The organism is Mediterraneibacter faecis (genome assembly GCF_055383675.1).
Window position 1 is genome coordinate 1086344 of sequence record NZ_AP043803.1, and the last position, 17081, is coordinate 1103424.

Below are 17081 nucleotides of genomic sequence, written 5' to 3' on the forward strand. Positions count from 1 at the left end.
TACACATCACCAAGCAAAGCCAGAGAGTACCTACTGAACAAGAAAACTATAATCCAATTCAGAACTCTTATGCCGCTTTGTGGGATGAATACAAAGAACTAAAAATGGCAAATACAGTGAAGAATGTAATCCGTCATATTCTTGAGTACTACTTTATTCAGATATGCGGTTATGAAGGAAATGATCTTCATAAAATTGTTTTGGAGCAGAATAAACCTTTGTTTGTGGACGAAATAGAAGGTCAGAAGCCAAATTATGATCGCTACAATATTGCTTCAAGTATGCTCACATACATGAATGATAGCCCAGCAGTTATCAGTGATGGATTCAACTATATTGATGACGGCAGTGATGTGGAACAATGCAAAAAGGTGTTTGAACTGATTTTCACAGCTATGCATCAGGAACAACACTATAAGATGATGATGGGAATTGAGGACTAAGTCCGGATTTTGGGACACCTAAAAATATAAAATTAACATTGACTAAGAAACTCTTAGTCTGAATGGAGGAAAATATAATGGCACAAAAGCAGACAATTGATGCAATGTGGGACGATAGCCCTATCGATGTATCAACAGAGGTGAATTTTATCTGGTCTATTGCAAATAAGCTGCGTGGTACATACCAGAGTGATAAATATAAAGATGTAATCATTCCGATGGTTATTATCAGACGTTTTGAGTGTGCGCTGGAACCTACCAAAGATAAGGTGGTTGCACAGTTTAAAGCAAATTCAAATTACCCAGCAAAAGCTATGTATCGTATTTCGGGATTTCAGTTCTACAATACTAGTGAATTTACACTGGCAGAGCTGATTAACGATGCAGACCATTTAGCTGCAAACTTCAAAGCATATTTGCAAAGCTTTTCACCAAATGTTCAGGAGATTATTGTATCTGCTGAGAAAGGTTTGGACTTTTATAAGCAAATTGACAAGATGGATAAAAATGACCGTCTGTTAAGTGTCGTTAAAGCATTTTCAGATCTGGATTTAAATCCTCGCACAATTGATAACGTAAAGATGGGATATATTTTCGAGGATCTAATTCGTAGATTTTCTGAAAATGCCGAAGCTGGTGATCACTATACCGGACGAGATATCATCAAATTGATGGTAAACATTCTGCTTGCTGAAGGGTGTGATGATATTTTTGATGATGGAAAGGTAATCACGGTTTTAGACCAAGCCTGTGGTACCGGTGGTATGCTCTCTACAAGCTATAATTTCATTAAGAGGTACAATCCCACTGCGGATGTGCGTCTTTTTGGTCAGGAAATCAACCCGGAATCTTATGCTATCTGTCTTGCAGAAATGCTCATCAAGGGCCAAAATGCTGAGAATATATGGTATCAGGATACAATGAAAAAAGATTGTTTTCCTGAAACAAAGATGCGCTTCGTCATTGAAAATCCTCCATTTGGTACACCTTGGGGAGGAAAGGATGCCGCTGAAGGTGTAGAAAAAGCAGTTAATGATGAATACGCAAAGGGACATGATGGCCGTTGGGGTGCTGGGCTCCCTGGTTCTGGCGATATGCAGATGTTGTTTTTGCAATCTGCTATTGACAAAATAGATGATAACTTTGGTCGTGCTGCTATTATTGAAAATGGTAGTCCATTATTTTCAGGTGGTACAGCTTCTGGAGAAAGCCAAATTCGTCGTTGGATGTTAGAAAACGATTTAATCGAAGCAATTATTGCATTGCCAACAGATCTGTTTTACAACACTGGCATAGCTACATATATATGGGTGCTTTCAAAAAATAAACGTGCTGAGCGCAAGGGCAAGATTCAGTTGATAGATGCTTCGTCTTTCTTCCACAAACTGCGCAAGGCTCTGGGTGATAAGAAAAATGAAATATCTCCGGAAGACCGCAGCACCGTAACGAAGCTCTATGCAGAATTTGCAGAAAACGAGTACTGCAAGATTTACGACAACGAGGAGTTCATTTACCGTGAGTACACGGTTATGCAGCCTCTTCAGCGTAGCTATGCCATTACAGAGGAGCGTATCGAAGCTATGCTGTCTAAGGGTGCGCTTTCTTCTCTCTATGATCAGGCTAAGGTTAATGAATTGGAGAATGCTGAAGAACTAACTGGCAAAGAACAGAAAAAATTAGAATCATTCCAAAACAATCAGGCCTTATACGATGAGATTATTACTACATTGAAAGCTGCCACTTCAGAACAAGTATATAATTCACCGACTGAGTTTATGCCTGTACTGACTAAGGCACTTGCTTCGGCAACATCTGATAAAAAATTGCTCGACAAGATTGCTAATGGCCTCTCTATTATGGATAAGAATGCAGAAATTCAACGTGACCGCAAGGGAAGGATTATTTACGACAAAGAAACCAAGGACACCGAACTGGTGAAATGGGAGGAAAGCATCGAAGATTATATGGCACGTGAGGTTTTGCCTCATATCCCGGATGCCGCCGCTTTTTTTGAGGAAGATCTTGGAAAGAAAAAACCTGTCATCAAGACCGGTGCTGAAATCCCATTCACGCGGTATTTCTACAAATATCAGGCATCAACGCCAAGTGAAGAGCTGGAAACAAAGTTTATGGAACTGGAATTTTCGGTTTCAAAGCGTGTGGCAAAGCTGTTTGAGTAAGGTGGTGCTGATATGAGAGAAATGAAAGCGAGTGGAATCTCTTGGTTGGGAGAGCTTCCCTCCAATTGGGAACTAAGAAAAATAAAATACTGTTTGCAAGAACGAGTTGAGAAAAATAATCCTGTTAGGACAACAGAAATTCTTTCGTTGACTGCTAAACAAGGCGTCATTCCATACGATCAAAAAGAAGGTGGAGGAAACAAACCTAAAGAGGATGTGAGTGCATACAGACTGGCTTATCCTGGGGATATCGTAATGAATAGCATGAATATATTGTCTGGCTCTGTGGGGCTGTCGCGATATTTTGGTTGTGTTAGTCCTGTTTATTATATGCTTCGCCCTTGGAATGCAAAGGAAGATGTACGCTACTATAACTATATCTTTCAGACAACGATGTTTCAACGCAGTTTGTTTGGACTTGGAAATGGCATTCTTATTAAAGAATCTGGAAATGGAAAATTGAATACAATTCGAATGCGCATTCCGATGGATAAGTTTGGTGGCCTTTTTATACCGGTTGCTCCAACAGGTGAGCAGCACCGCATTGCCGATTTTCTCGATGCTAAATGCGCTGAAATTGATGTGCTGACCACCGACATTCAAACTCAGATCGACACGCTGGAGCAGTACAAGCGGTCTGTTATCACCGAAACTGTCACCAAAGGACTGAATCCCGATGCCGAGATGAAGGACAGCGGGATTCAATGGATTGGCAATATGCCTTCACATTGGGAGGTTATTCGTGGCAAGTACATTCTACGATATATGCAGAAACCGGTGCGTGAAGATGATGGTGTAATAACCTGTTTCCGCGATGGTGAGGTAACCCTGAGAAGCAATCGACGTGAAGATGGTTTTACGATGTCTGATAAAGAAATCGGTTATCAAGGCATTGATATCGGTGATCTGGTTGTACATGGTATGGACGGCTTTGCAGGCGCTATTGGCATTTCTGATTCAAGAGGCAAGGCGTCACCTGTGCTTAATGTTTTAGATACCAACCAAAACAAGCGATACATTATGTACTATCTTCGCAGCATGGCGTACAGTGATGTATTCCTTGCACTGGCAACCGGAATCCGAGTTCGTTCTTGTGATTTGCGCTGGAACAAGTTAGCAGATCTCTCATACCCTGTTCCACCGCTGGATGAACAAAAAGCGATTGTTGAACATATCGATGCGGTGCTTGCAAAAGCGGATGCTGTTATTGCCGATAAAAAAGCTCAGCTTGCAACGCTTGACGAATACAAGAAATCACTCATCTTCGAGTATGTAACTGGAAAGAAGGAGGTTGTCTAATGGCTACTTTTGAAGAACAACTTAATAATCTGCTAGAAAGGACTCATTCTATTAAAAGCCCAATTAATGCAGCGGCAATCGGTACGGATATAAACGAATATAATCGTCCGAGTGAAGTATGGATCAATGATGTAGAGATTTTTTACAATAATTATCTTAAAGAACATCCATTAGGCGACCGCATGAAAACAATTCTGTTTCATAGAAATCTGGATGCTTACAAAAATCTCGTTGGATGTTTGGAGAGCATCAGTAAGGACCAAGAATTTATAAATAAAATGAACGGAATTTCAATGGTTAGTGTACCAAAGTATCAGGCAAAAACCTTGCCCGAATTTGATGTGTTTATTTCCCATGCTAACAAGGATAAAGAAGATTTGATTGAAGAATTATATCAGTCATTAAACAAACTGGGAATTAAGATTTTTTATGATAAAGAGTCTTTGGAGTGGGGAGATAATTGGAAGGATCGTATTCTGAACGGCACGAAAAAAGCAGAGTTTGCAATTATCGTTATTTCGGAAAACTTCTTTGATCGAGAGTGGACTGAGCGTGAATTGAATGAGTTTTTAAATCGACAGAATAGAAATGGACAGAAGCTGATTCTTCCGATTTTGCACAACATTACGGTTTCACAGTTACAAGAAATGTATCCATCTATAGCGGATATACAAGCGATTGACTCATCCAAGTATAGTTGCGACCAGATTGCTTTGCTTTTTGCACGTCAACTAATCAAACGGCTGAAAAGTGAGTAAGGAGGGATAACCAATGGATGATAAAACGATAATTGATATTACGGATTTGGATGCAGAAAAACATGTAGAAAATGCTGCAAAACGAGTTGCTGCGTACAGCGAGAAGCTTCGTCATCACGCATCAATTCTCTCCGAAAAAGAATATCAAAAATTCCTCCTTGAAAGGCTGGAAAAGGACAACGGTTATATTATTCGTAAGGCAAGTAACTTTGACCGCTATTTTGCAGTTGACCGAGAGATGCTCTTTAAGTTTCTAGAAGATACTCAGCACGAAACGATGGAATATTTGAGAAAAATATATAAGTCTGATTTGGAAGAGACGATTGTTAGTTTTATCAATGCTGAAACGACAAAAACTCGTAGCAGCCTTCTTGATGTGCTGAAACATGGAATTGAAATTTCTAATCAGAAGCTGGAACTTATGTATACAAAACCGGCAACTACATTCAATCCAGATTTGACCAGAAAGTATGGACAGAATATTTTCTCTGCAATGGAGGAAGTGTGGGCCAGCGATAAAGAACGAATCGATATTGTTATCTTTCTGAATGGACTAGCTATTATTGCATTTGAACTTAAGTGCAATGCAGCTGGGCAGTCTTATCAAGATGCAATTTATCAGTTCAGAACTGACCGTAGCCCTAAAACACGTCTTTTTATGTTCAAAGCAGGTACGTTGGTAAACTTTGCTATGGACCTAGAAGAAGTGTATATGACGACAAAACTCGCAGGTGACGCTACATTCTTCCTTCCTTTTAATATGGGAAACGGAGAAGGTGTAACTGCTGGTGCTGGAAATCCTGCGTTTGAAGATAAGTATAGCGTATCTTATATGTGGGAAGATATTCTTACAAAGGATACGATTTTGGACTTAATAAGTAAGTTTATTTTTGTCGAGACAAAAGAAAAAGTAGATGATAAGACTGGAAAAATCAAACGCTCTGAGAATTTGATATTTCCTCGTTATCATCAGCTGGATGTCATTCGAAAAGTGCTCACAGATGTTAGAGAAAATCGTACTGCGCAGAATTACTTGATTCAGCATAGCGCTGGATCTGGAAAAACAAATTCTATAGCATGGTTGGCACATCGTTTAACATCTCTTCATGACGAAGAAAGCAAGATTATTTTTGACAACATTATTATTGTTACTGACCGAGTTGTTGTTGACCGCCAACTTCAAAAAGCAATCATGGGAATGGAGCATAAGGCCGGATTGATTCGTGTTATGGACGATAAGTGCAATTCAGCTGACCTTGCGATTGCTTTGAATGGCAATACAAAGATTATTGCAACCACAATTCAAAAGTTTCCGTATATTGTTGATAGTGTAAAGGGACTTAAGAATAAAAGTTTTGCAGTAATTATTGATGAAGCACATTCTTCTACTGCAGGTAAAGATATGGCTGCGGTAACAATGTCGCTTGGTTCTGGTGATCAAACTGAATCAGATGTTGAAGATATGATTTCAAGTGAAATCAAAAGAAACGGTAAGCAAGCAAATGTATCAATTTTTGCATTTACAGCTACACCTAAGCCGACAACAATTCAGTTGTTTGGTCGTTTGAATACACATGGCCAGAGAGAAGCATTTCACGTTTATTCGATGAAGCAGGCTATAGAGGAAGGTTTTATTCTTGATGTTCTGCAGAACTATACAGAGTATTCAACTTTTTACCAGCTTAACAAGGAGATCGAAGACGATCCTCGTTGTAAAACGAATGCGGCAAAGAGGCAGATTGCACGCTTTATAGAATTGCATGATACTAATATTGCACAGCGTGTAGAAGTAATTGTTGAGCATTTCCGAACAACGGTAATGCAGGAACTGGGTGGCCAGGCTAAGGCAATGGTTATTACCGCGTCCAGACAAGGCGCTGTTAAATATAGACAGGCTTTCGAGGAGTATATTACCAAGAAAGGTTACGACGGAATTCATGCTCTGGTTGCATTTTCTGGAAAAGTAAAACTACCGGATGATGATAAAGAATACACAGAGGCATCTATCAATGGTTTTCCGGAGGATAGACTCACCAAAGAATTTGATACAGATAATTATCAAGTGCTTTTGGTTGCCAATAAATATCAGACAGGGTTTGATCAGCCAAAACTGTGCGCAATGTATGTTCTGAAAAAACTAAGAGGTGTTAATGCTGTCCAGACACTTTCGAGACTGAATCGTATTTGTGCTCCATATGATAAAAAGACATTTGTGTTGGATTTCGTAAATACATACGAGGATATCAAAGCTGCATTTGCTCCATACTACACCACAACATTACTGGCAAATTCAGTAACGCCTAATGCAATTTATGACTTAGAAGCTACTATTGATGCCTATGCATTATTTGATCCATCTGACATTGAAGCTGCAAATGATATATTGTATTCACAGAAAGTAACAGGAAAACAGAAGCAGAGATTGACATTCTTCCTGCAAAAAAGCAAGAAGCTACTAGAACATTATGAATATGAAACACAGCGTCAAGCTGTGGCAGATATGCGTGGATTTGTTCGTTATTATGAATTTTTGCTTCAAGTTTCTAGTTTTGAAGATACTGATTTGCACAAGAAGTATAACTTTATTTCATACCTGTTAGCTTATATCAATATTAAGCATCCAGGTGGTGGTTTTAATTTGGATGGAAAGATCAAAGCATCTCAATTTGTTCAGAAAAAAGGTGAAGAACATGTTTCATCTGGCCTGGTTGCAAAGCCGGTAATGAAACTGCCAACGGCGGAACACTTTGGTTTGAGCGAGGATAAAGAAAAGAGACTGTCTGAAATAATCGATGAGATTAACAGCAAGACTGGCAAGAACTATGATAACGATGTTGTTGTAAAGGCTATGCTGCAGATTAGAGATATACTTATGAAATCAGATAAACTTAAAACAAGTGCTAAGAATAACACACAGCAAGACTTTGAGTTCTCCTATTTTGATGATATTGATGATGCGCTTATTGAAGGATTGTCACAGAATCAAGAGTTCTTCTCAATGTTGTTGTCAAATGATGAAATGAAACATCAGGTGATGGGAATTTTTTCTGATGAGATTTATAAAAGTCTTAGAGAATCAGTATAAAGGCGGTGAAAGACAGTGTTCGATAAATTTCGACTAAAAGAAGTGCTGGTAGAGTACAAAAAACGATTTGTGCAACAACAGTGGCCTAATGAAAAATATAAATGGGAGGCTGTGCAATGCTTTCAGTTGAATTGGGATGTCAATTCAGATGATTTTGCACAGATGCTAACAAAGTCACTTGCTCAGACGGCTAATTTGTTGGCGTCGGTAAATAACTTCCCAGCAAGAATGATTACTAAGTTTGCAGAGATTGCGCCAGAAGAAGTACGCTCAATGTATATTGAACTGTATGATGAGAGTAAGGATTTATATGAGAGAGTAGCCAGCTTCAAAAATAAATCTAATACGTTATTAGAGAGGTATGGCAATGGAGCAGCTCAGCATTACCAGTATGAAAATGCGATAATGACATATTTATGGCTTCGTTATCCGGATAAATACTACATTTACAAATTGAGTGAAGTAAAAGCTGTTTCGTCGGAGCTGGAAAGTGATTATCGATTCAAAAAGGGTGCCTATGCTGATAACATCAGGAATTTTGTGGCATTTTATGATGAGATTTGTGCTGAACTTCAGCAGGATGATGAACTTAAAAATCTGCTTAATTCTCAGCTGACATCTACATGTTACGCTGATCCTGAATTACGAACTCTTACAATAGATGTTGGCTTCTTTATTTCTCGCTATTGGAACAAGGAGGAACCAGGTCCTAAATCGGATGAGTGGTGGCCGACTGATTATACTCCGGCATTAACGGTAGAGGATTGGTTAGAGCTTCTGCCAGATAAAGACGTATTTAATGAGAGTAGTCTCGAAATCATGAAACGAATGAAGGATTATGGTGGAAGGGCTACTTGCACTCAGCTTGCTGTGAAATACGGAGAAACCAAGAACTTTTATAATAGTGGATCTGTTGCATTGGCAAGACGTATTGTTCAAAAAACTGGATGTCCAGTAATTGCAAGAGATGAAGAAAACTCTCGATTCTGGCCTGTATTATATGTTGGTAAGAATGCTGCAAAAGATGAAGAAGGATCTTATGTTTGGAAACTTCGTGATGAATTAGCAGAAGCTCTAGATCAGATCGATTTATCAGAAGTCCTTTTGTATGCGCAAGATGAAGAAGGAGAAGAAGATCATAGATACTGGTTTTTGAATGCAAATCCAAAAATATGGAGTATGGCTAGCATGCCAGTTGGAGAAGTACAGGATTATACATTATATAATGATAATGGCAATAAACGGCGTATTTTTCAGAATTTCTTAGATGCAAAGGCTGGAGATATGATAATCGGCTATGAGTCCACACCGGTAAAGCAGGTAGTTGCAATTCTCAAAATTAGTGCAGAACAAGATGGAAAATCAATTTATTTTGAAAAAGTAGAAGGGCTGTCTTCTCCAATTGATTATGCAACTCTGAAAGCTTGTCCAGAACTTGAAAAGATGGAGTACTTTGGTAATCCGCAGGGGAGTTTGTTCAAACTGACAAAGGGTGAATATGATTTCATTTATGACATGATTCGTGATGAAAATCCAGCACCACCTGCAGCAGATAGTATTGAAAAATATGACAAAGAAAAGTTTTTAAATGATGTATATATGACTGAAGCAAAGTATGATCGCTTAGTTGCAGTTTTGAAAAAGAAGAAAAATATTATTCTTCAAGGTGCTCCAGGTGTTGGAAAGACATTTGCGGCAAAGAGACTTGCATATTCGATTATAGGTGAGAAGGATGATGATCGCATAGAGTTTGTGCAATTCCATCAGAATTATTCCTATGAAGATTTCATGATGGGGTATAAGCCGGTTGAAGATGGATTTGAATTGAAGTATGGTATTTTCTATAGATTTTGTCAAAAGGCTGCAAACCATCCTGATAAAGATTATTTCTTTATCATTGATGAGATCAACCGTGGAAATATGAGTAAGATCTTTGGTGAGTTACTCATGTTAATTGAGGCAGATTATAGAGATACGAAAGCAACATTAGCCTACAATGGCCTAAGCTTCTCTGTCCCAAAGCGTCTACATATCATTGGCATGATGAATACTGCTGATAGAAGTCTGGCGATGATTGATTACGCACTTCGTCGTCGTTTTAGCTTCTTTGATATGGAACCGGGATTTGATTCAGAAGGTTTTATTAAATATCAGGAAGGATTCGCAAACGACACATTCAATACTCTGATTGACCGTATTAAGGAATTGAACCAAGAAATTGCTAAAGATAAATCACTTGGTAAAGGTTTCTGTATTGGGCATAGCTATTTCTGTAACACAGATGAGTGTACAGAAGAATGGATGCAAGATGTGGTTGATTTTGATGTGTTGCCTATGTTAGCAGAATACTGGTTTGATGATACAGACAAACTGCAACGTTGGGAGAATATTTTGCATGGTGTATTTCAATGACAAAGGATAAGAGCATTTTAATCAATAATATTTATCATATGCTTTCTTATGCTTTTCAGGCACTGAACCAAGAAACCTATGAAGATGTTGCAGTAGAGTCTTTTGATGAGATGTATAATCTGCTGGCAGCGATTCTGTCTAAGGGAATTGGATTGCAGTTAAAGCAAGGGCTATATAGAGAATACATAAGTCGTCAGGAAGAACTTTCAGTTATGCGCGGCAAAATAAATATGCCGGGTACAATTAAAAATAGGTTGGCACATAAAAGGGTACTTACTTGCGACTTTGATGAGTTGTCGGAAAACAATTTACTGAATCAAATACTGAAAACAACTGTTACGCTTCTTTTACGCAATGGAAAAGTGCAAGCAAAATACAAAGATGATCTAAAAAAGAAAATGTTGTATTTTTCAAATGTAGAGATAATAGAACCAACAGGAATTAAATGGTCGTCCATTCGTTTTCAGCGTAATAATCAAACATATAGAATGCTTGTAAGTATTTGCCAGTTGATTATTGAGGGGATGCTTATTACAACAGATTCAGGTGATTATAGGTTAGCCTCTTTCGTAGATGAGCAACGTACGTGTAGGCTGTATGAGAAATTTATTCTGGAATATTACAGCAGACATTATCCTGAATTATCTGTCAGTGCATCACAGATTCCGTGGTCACTGGATGATGGTATTGGAACCATGCTTCCGGTCATGCAAAGTGATATTCATCTGCAACGTGGCAATACTGTACTTATTATTGACGCAAAATACTATAGTCACACAACACAGTCCCAGTTTGATAAACATACGATTCATTCCAATAATTTGTATCAGATTTTTACATACGTAAAAAATCGGAGTTATCAATTTGGAGAGGATAAAAATACAGTTTCTGGAATGCTTCTATATGCAAAGACAGAAGAAGAAATTCAACCGGACAATGTGTATCAAATGCATGGAAGTCAGATAAGTGTTAAAACCCTAGACTTGAACCAGCCTTTTGCGGAGATTGTTAATCAGATGGATAGAATTGTGGAGTCGCATTTTTCTGGACTTACAAAGGCATATTAAAACTATTAATTTTGTTGTGATTTTCAATTAGTGAAATGAGAAGAAACCAGAAGGAGGATTCCTATTTGAAAAAGAAAAAAGACGAAATAACCATCCGTTCCAGCGCAGCGGAATATCTGACCTATGTTGCCTCTGTTGGTGATCAGCAGGACAGTATTGAGATGCGCTACGAGGATGAGAATATATGGCTGACACAGAAGATGATGGCTACGTTGTACGATGTCGGCACTAATACTATAAATTATCACATTAAGAAAATCTTTGAGGACAGTGAGTTACAGGAGGATTCAGTTATTCGAAAATTTCGAATAACTGCCGCTGACGGAAAAAGTTACAGCACAAATCACTATTCCTTGGAGATGATCATTGCTGTTGGATTCAAGGTCAATTCTGAGCGTGCAGTGCAGTTCCGTAAATGGGTCAATCAAATTGCAAAGGACTATACCATCAAAGGCTGGGTCATGGATGACGAGCGTCTGAAAAACGGTGGTTCCGTGCTCACAACAGAGTATTTTGATCGCTTGCTTGAGCAGATTCGTGAGATCCGTTTGTCTGAGCGTAGATTCTATCAGAAGATAACGGACATCTATGCCACAGCACTTGATTACGACCGCACAGCAAAAACGACAAAGCAGTTTTTTGCAAAGGTGCAGAATAAAATGCATTATGCAGTTCACGGTCATACAGCAGCAGAATTGATTTATGAGCGAGCAGATGCTGATAAGCCACATATGGGGCTGACCACGTGGGCAGCAGCACCGGAAGGAAAGATTGTAAAAAGTGATGTGAGTGTTGCGAAGAATTATCTTTCAGAGCAGGAAATGCGTTCATTAGAGCGTATCGTTTCGGCATACCTGGATCTAGCAGAGGATCGTGCAGAGCGTCACATTCCGATGACAATGGAGGACTGGGCAAAGCGTCTGGATTTATTCCTGATGGCTGATGACAGAGAGGTCCTTCAGGATGCAGGAAAGATCACGGCAGAGATTGCCAAGGCTAAAGCGGAGACTGAATTTGAAAAGTATCGTGTCATCCAGGACAGATTGTTTATGTCTGACTTTGATAAATACATGTTGGAACTGGAAGAGAGTGCGAAGAAGTAGCAGCATCTCCATTAAAATTTTCAGCTTGCCAAGGTCGAGTGCATGGGAGTTGGGTCATCCGTCGGGGCGAAAAATAGCCGTTGACCTGTTTTTCTAGGAAGAACGGACAAGGTTGAGGCGATGGCGGTTCCTCGCAAGATTTGACTTTTATGTTAGAATCACTATAATAGTAGAAACGAATAAAAAAGTTGAACTTTTTCCGTGGACGAACGAGGTTCAATCTGCGATATGGATAGCAGAATGTATCAAGATATTTTTGATACAGAATTAATAGATATGTTTCCACGAACAAACGGAGATATTTTGGTACATACAATATTAGCCGGGATAGGTTCCAGATTACCGACATCAATCCGGACCTATCGAGCCATGTGTTGTCTACATCGGGTGAATTCGTAGAAATATAAAACGCAGTTATAGTAAAAAATGCTAATATGTAACAGAAGAAATATTGTGGTAAATGTCTTTTGCATTAATAATGGAAAATTGTAAAATTAATTATACGCAAAAGGAAACGATACTTATGGGGATATGACACAAAAAGTGCATGTCTCCTTTTTTGATTAATGGGATTATGCTAGGAAACAGTCTGATGATAGAAATTTTACTGTTTACTGTATTTGGAAATATAGTGGACTCGTTTGAAATCAAAACGATCTTGTTGAGAGTGTAGCGCATCTGGATAACCACATGGTACAATTGCAAAGGCAACTAAATCTTGAGAAATTTGCAGTACATTGTGGATTGCTTCCATACGTTCTTTTAGTGGTGCGATTCCAAGCCACACAGCACCAAGCCCAAGCGAATCTGCTTCCAATAAAAGATTTTCAACAGAGGCACTCATATCTATCTGAGCATATTCTGGCATTTTGCAAGCTGTTCTGTAACAAGCGACAAAAGCGAGAGGAGCAGATGCGGTACCTCCGGCATAAGGACTTGTTCTGTGAAAAATTTCGTTCATTTTCTTACCTCCAATTTGTGTGCGAAAATTGTTTTTAGTAATTTATGTGACATGTAATAACTATAAATGCAGGCAACGATTTCTGCGATCCAGACTGCATACCAGCCATGTGAAATGCCAGAGATTTTTATGAAAATCAAGAGGCAGGGAACTAATAAAATAAGTTGCCTTATAGCAGCACTGACCATATTAATGATGCCGTTTCCGAGGCCGGAAGCAAAATATCCGCACAGGATTGTAATTGCAGCCATAACAAAGGAAACGGAGATGATTCGCAGTGCCGGAATACCGAGAGTCAGCATTTCCTGGCTTGCAGAAAATAATTGCAATAATTGTCCGGGAAAACACCAGAATATGACGGTTCCGCATAAGGCAATAATTGCTCCGGTAGGAAGTAAAACTTTCCATGTCTGCTGTACTCGATGATATTTTCTATTGCCGTAATTATATCCGACAATAGGAATGGCAGCCTGTCCAAGACCATTGATAGGCATCATCAGGAAATTTTGCAATTTATAGTAGACACCGAAAAAAGCAACTGCTGTTGCAGAAACAGGTAGGAGAATACTGTTTACTGCAAGTGTCATAATACTTCCGATGGCCTGCATGATAATTGTAGGAAGCCCCACCCGGTAAATATCAGCAACGTCTCGCCACCTGAAATGATAGTTTTTTAGATGGGCATGGATGAGAGGATTTCGGAAACGGTTAAACAATAAAGCAGCGATGGCCCCCACCATTTGTCCGATGACAGTTGCGATTGCTGCACCACGGATTCCCATTGCAGGGCAGCCAAACAGACCGAAAATCATAATGGGATCAAGAATAATATTCAAAATAGCACCTATGATCAGAGAAATCATAGATAAAACAGTATCTCCAACAGCCTGTAGCAGTCTTTGCCCATAAGTTTGCAAAAAGATTCCACAGCAATACACGAGATTGATGGAAAGATATTGTTTACAGAGAGTTTGTAATTCTGGATCTGTAGCCATTTTAAAGGCAATCGTATCGGACAGAAAAATGCCAGCGAAAGAGAAGATGATGGATGTAAAGAGCATGAGGAAAAGTCCGGTTGTGGCAGCCTGACATGCTTCTTCAGTTTTATGTTCCCCTATTTTTCTGGAAAGCAAGGAATTCAGACCTACTGCGGTTCCGACACCCACGGCAATCATTAAAAATTGAACGGAATATACTAGCGATGCAGCGGTCAGAGCTGTTTCAGACAGTCTGGCCACAAAGATACTGTCAACAATGTTATAAAGCGATTGCACAAGTAAAGAGAGCATCAATGGAATAGCCATTGTGTACACTAAAGGACGGATTGGCATTTCTGCCAGTTTGTTTTTTGAATTCATAAGACCTCCTCGTGGCATTGCAAAAAAAGAAGCGTGAAATCTGTAAGGACAAGCAAATCCTCATGATTTCACGCTTTTACAAGCCGGCTTTCGTTATAATTATTGTTTTTCGGGTATATTATAAACGAAAGAGAAGAGAAAATGCAAGAAAAATTTATTTGATTTTGGAAAAACTGGAAATATAATTATAGTAGACGAGTAGCAGGTAAGTGTAAATCCAGTTTAGCAGCTACTCGTTTTTCGCTTTGTTAAAATAATATATTTGTTATGAAAAAGTGTGTAGCTTGTCAGCGTAAGTCCAGCTTATAAGACAAGGTGCGCACTTTTTTGTGCCAAAAAGAGAGGAGTTTAAACAAAATGTCAGAAAGCAACAAGATGAAGGAGATGCAGGTGAATAAGCTGATGATCCAAATGGGAATCCCAATAATCTTATATTACAGTCAGCAGAGAATTTGGAAGTGGCGGGCGTTTTATCGGGGAAGAAGTAGCAAAGAAACTTGGAAGTGCCTACTATGATAAAAATATTATCAGCCAGATTGCAGAAAAGTCCGGTTTAGCACCAGAATATATTCAGGAAAGTGCAGAATTGTCTCCGAAAAAAGGCTTATATTTGAAAGAAATTCCGAAGAGAGGTTTCTGCTAAATACACAATCTTACGGAGAATTGCATTGCTTGCTAATTTGTATTTTTAGCATATCTTAACTTGTGACCTGTTCCGGCATCGGACGTGATCCACATATCTCCCCTACGGCGGTTAAATATCAGGTGACAAGAATTGCAAAAGCAAATAATATGAGTGAAGAAAAAGTCAGAGATATTATTGAAAAATGCACCGACAGTAGATTTTTAGGTGTTTTTGGAGAGAAAAACCGTAAATGTTCTGAAAGTCAATTTGATGTTGGACGGTATCCTATAACTAGCGCTCTCCAAAGATGAGCAGAAGATTTCGGACTTCTGCTCATCTTTATACAATCTTAATTTCAAAACAAACTTACTTACGTCCATTTAATACAAATAAAGATAGAATAAAGAAAATATAAAAAAGAAATTAAAATTATGGGGACATAGTTATGCAACAGAAAAACAGGTCAAGACATCGGCATATGACATCATTTCAAGTGATTAGTTTAGGGTTTTTATCCGTGATTCTCTTAGGCAGTCTGCTTTTGATGCTGCCGATTGCTACAAAAAGCGGTCAGAGTACATCCTTTTCAGATGCTTTGTTTACCGCAACTTCTGCGGTTTGCGTGACGGGACTGGTTATTAAGGATACGGCAACCTACTGGTCTTTATTTGGTCAAGGAGTTATTTTATTGCTGATTCAAATCGGAGGTATGGGAATTATTACGATTGCTATTGCGATTGCTACTGTTTCCGGACGCAAAATCGGGTTGATGCAGCGAAGTACCATGCAGGAGGCAATTTCGGCTCCAACGGTGGGGGGGATTGTACGGAGAACACAATTTATTATTCGGACTACTATTCTTATCGAAATCATTGGTGCGGCTCTTTTAGCCCCTGTTTTTTGCAGGGACTTTGGGGTTTGGAAAGGAATATGGTATTCGTTGTTCCATTCTATTTCTGCTTTTTGCAATGCAGGATTTGATCTAATCGGTATAAGAACCCCTTTTTCCTCGTTGACATCTTATTCTGTACAGCCGATTGTAAATCTTGTGATTATGGTGCTGATTGTTGTAGGAGGTATTGGATTCCTTACCTGGGAGGATATAAAGAATCATAAATGGCATTTAAAAAAATACAGAATGCAAAGCAAGGTGATTTTTATGGTAACAGGACTATTGATATTCTTACCGGCTCTTTACTTTTTTTATTTTGAGTTTTCAAATGTGCCTCTTATGGAAAGAGTGTGGGTTTCCTTGTTTCAATCTGTTACGCCGAGAACTGCAGGATTTAATACAGCAGATTTGACTTTACTCAGTGAAGTTGGGCAAATGCTTATCATTATTCTGATGCTCATCGGTGGTTCGCCCGGTTCTACTGCAGGGGGTATGAAAACGACAACTCTTGCAGTGCTCGTTTCATCGGCATTATCTGTATTTAGAAAAAAGGAACACACTCATTTTTTCGGCAGACGAATTCCGGATGACACTATCAAAAATGCAGCTACGATTTTTTTGATGTATATCGTTTTATTCCTTGTCGGAGGAATGGTAATTAGCAGCACAGAAGATATTCCACTTATGACCGCTTTGTTTGAGACGGCGTCGGCAATCGGGACGGTAGGGTTATCGCTGGGAATAACTCCTGACCTGGGACTTGTTTCTCATATAATCTTGATTTGCTTGATGTTTTTGGGCAGAGTGGGCGGATTGACTTTGATTTTTGCCACCCTTTCTGAAAAAAAGTTTAACGGTTCAAAATATCCTCAGGAAAAAATCACAGTAGGTTAAAGGA

General features: G+C 38.9%; 12 protein-coding genes and 1 pseudogene. 11 read left to right on the forward strand and 2 right to left on the reverse strand.

The window, feature by feature from the left end; translation table 11 throughout:
* Nucleotides 1-104: 104 nt before the first annotated feature.
* The 8 genes from ACZ47Z_RS05140 to ACZ47Z_RS05175 all read left to right on the forward strand — a co-directional run bounded on the left by ACZ47Z_RS05140 (nucleotide 105) and on the right by ACZ47Z_RS05175 (nucleotide 12347).
* Nucleotides 105-443, forward strand: a complete 339-nt coding sequence (locus tag ACZ47Z_RS05140) for a hypothetical protein (RefSeq protein WP_054752557.1) — start codon at nucleotides 105-107, stop codon at nucleotides 441-443.
* A 77-nt stretch (nucleotides 444-520) separates the two neighbouring features.
* Entirely contained in the window at nucleotides 521-2623 is a 2103-nt protein-coding gene (locus tag ACZ47Z_RS05145; protein WP_464525932.1) for a type I restriction-modification system subunit M, read from the forward strand.
* Between the two features lie 12 nt (nucleotides 2624-2635).
* A complete protein-coding gene (locus ACZ47Z_RS05150; protein ID WP_464525933.1) occupies nucleotides 2636-3922 on the forward strand; it encodes a restriction endonuclease subunit S in 1287 nt (428 codons plus the stop codon).
* Complete coding sequence (locus ACZ47Z_RS05155; protein WP_464525934.1) at nucleotides 3922-4680, forward strand: toll/interleukin-1 receptor domain-containing protein; 759 nt, start codon at nucleotides 3922-3924, stop codon at nucleotides 4678-4680. The genes ACZ47Z_RS05150 and ACZ47Z_RS05155 overlap by 1 nt, the downstream gene beginning before the upstream one ends.
* A gap of 46 nt (nucleotides 4681-4726) precedes the next feature.
* Entirely contained in the window at nucleotides 4727-7765 is a 3039-nt protein-coding gene (locus tag ACZ47Z_RS05160) for a type I restriction endonuclease subunit R (protein ID WP_464525935.1), read from the forward strand.
* Between the two features lie 15 nt (nucleotides 7766-7780).
* On the forward strand, nucleotides 7781-10177 hold the full coding sequence (locus ACZ47Z_RS05165; RefSeq protein WP_054752565.1) for an AAA family ATPase: 2397 nt from the start codon (nucleotides 7781-7783) through the stop codon (nucleotides 10175-10177).
* Nucleotides 10174-11244: a 5-methylcytosine-specific restriction endonuclease system specificity protein McrC gene (mcrC, locus tag ACZ47Z_RS05170; protein ID WP_464525936.1), complete on the forward strand. Its 1071-nt coding sequence runs from the start codon at nucleotides 10174-10176 to the stop codon at nucleotides 11242-11244. The genes ACZ47Z_RS05165 and mcrC overlap by 4 nt, the downstream gene beginning before the upstream one ends.
* 65 nt (nucleotides 11245-11309) lie before the next feature.
* Complete coding sequence (locus tag ACZ47Z_RS05175) at nucleotides 11310-12347, forward strand: virulence RhuM family protein (RefSeq protein WP_054752567.1); 1038 nt, start codon at nucleotides 11310-11312, stop codon at nucleotides 12345-12347.
* A gap of 604 nt (nucleotides 12348-12951) precedes the next feature.
* On the opposite strand, the gene ACZ47Z_RS05180 is transcribed toward ACZ47Z_RS05175, so the two are convergent.
* On the reverse strand, nucleotides 12952-13308 hold the full coding sequence (locus ACZ47Z_RS05180; protein WP_083475086.1) for a nitroreductase family protein: 357 nt from the start codon (nucleotides 13306-13308) through the stop codon (nucleotides 12952-12954).
* On the reverse strand, nucleotides 13305-14666 hold the full coding sequence (locus ACZ47Z_RS05185; protein ID WP_464525937.1) for an MATE family efflux transporter: 1362 nt from the start codon (nucleotides 14664-14666) through the stop codon (nucleotides 13305-13307). The genes ACZ47Z_RS05180 and ACZ47Z_RS05185 overlap by 4 nt, the downstream gene beginning before the upstream one ends.
* Before the next feature lie 433 nt (nucleotides 14667-15099).
* On the opposite strand from ACZ47Z_RS05185, the pseudogene ACZ47Z_RS05190 reads away from it, so the two are divergent.
* The 3 genes and pseudogenes from ACZ47Z_RS05190 to ACZ47Z_RS05200 all read left to right on the forward strand — a co-directional run.
* A pseudogene (locus ACZ47Z_RS05190) lies at nucleotides 15100-15276 on the forward strand (cytidylate kinase-like family protein); the annotation flags it as partial.
* 95 nt (nucleotides 15277-15371) lie between these two features.
* On the forward strand, nucleotides 15372-15602 hold the full coding sequence (locus ACZ47Z_RS05195; RefSeq protein WP_464525938.1) for a potassium-transporting ATPase subunit C: 231 nt from the start codon (nucleotides 15372-15374) through the stop codon (nucleotides 15600-15602).
* Nucleotides 15603-15736: 134 nt separating this feature from the next.
* Complete coding sequence (locus tag ACZ47Z_RS05200; protein WP_464525939.1) at nucleotides 15737-17077, forward strand: TrkH family potassium uptake protein; 1341 nt, start codon at nucleotides 15737-15739, stop codon at nucleotides 17075-17077.
* The last annotated feature ends 4 nt before the right edge of the window (nucleotides 17078-17081 follow it).

What these genes read in the sequence shown, in the direction of transcription:
- ACZ47Z_RS05140 (WP_054752557.1), top strand. Translation starts at nt 105, where the DNA reads ATGGCAAATACAGTGAAGAATGTAATCCGTCATATTCTTGAGTACTAC.
- ACZ47Z_RS05145 (WP_464525932.1), top strand. Translation starts at nt 521, where the DNA reads ATGGCACAAAAGCAGACAATTGATGCAATGTGGGACGATAGCCCTATC.
- ACZ47Z_RS05150 (WP_464525933.1), top strand. Translation starts at nt 2,636, where the DNA reads ATGAGAGAAATGAAAGCGAGTGGAATCTCTTGGTTGGGAGAGCTTCCC.
- ACZ47Z_RS05155 (WP_464525934.1), top strand. Translation starts at nt 3,922, where the DNA reads ATGGCTACTTTTGAAGAACAACTTAATAATCTGCTAGAAAGGACTCAT.
- mcrC (WP_464525936.1), top strand. Translation starts at nt 10,174, where the DNA reads ATGACAAAGGATAAGAGCATTTTAATCAATAATATTTATCATATGCTT.
- ACZ47Z_RS05180 (WP_083475086.1), bottom strand. Translation starts at nt 13,308, where the DNA reads ATGAACGAAATTTTTCACAGAACAAGTCCTTATGCCGGAGGTACCGCA.
- ACZ47Z_RS05185 (WP_464525937.1), bottom strand. Translation starts at nt 14,666, where the DNA reads ATGAATTCAAAAAACAAACTGGCAGAAATGCCAATCCGTCCTTTAGTG.
- ACZ47Z_RS05200 (WP_464525939.1), top strand. Translation starts at nt 15,737, where the DNA reads ATGCAACAGAAAAACAGGTCAAGACATCGGCATATGACATCATTTCAA.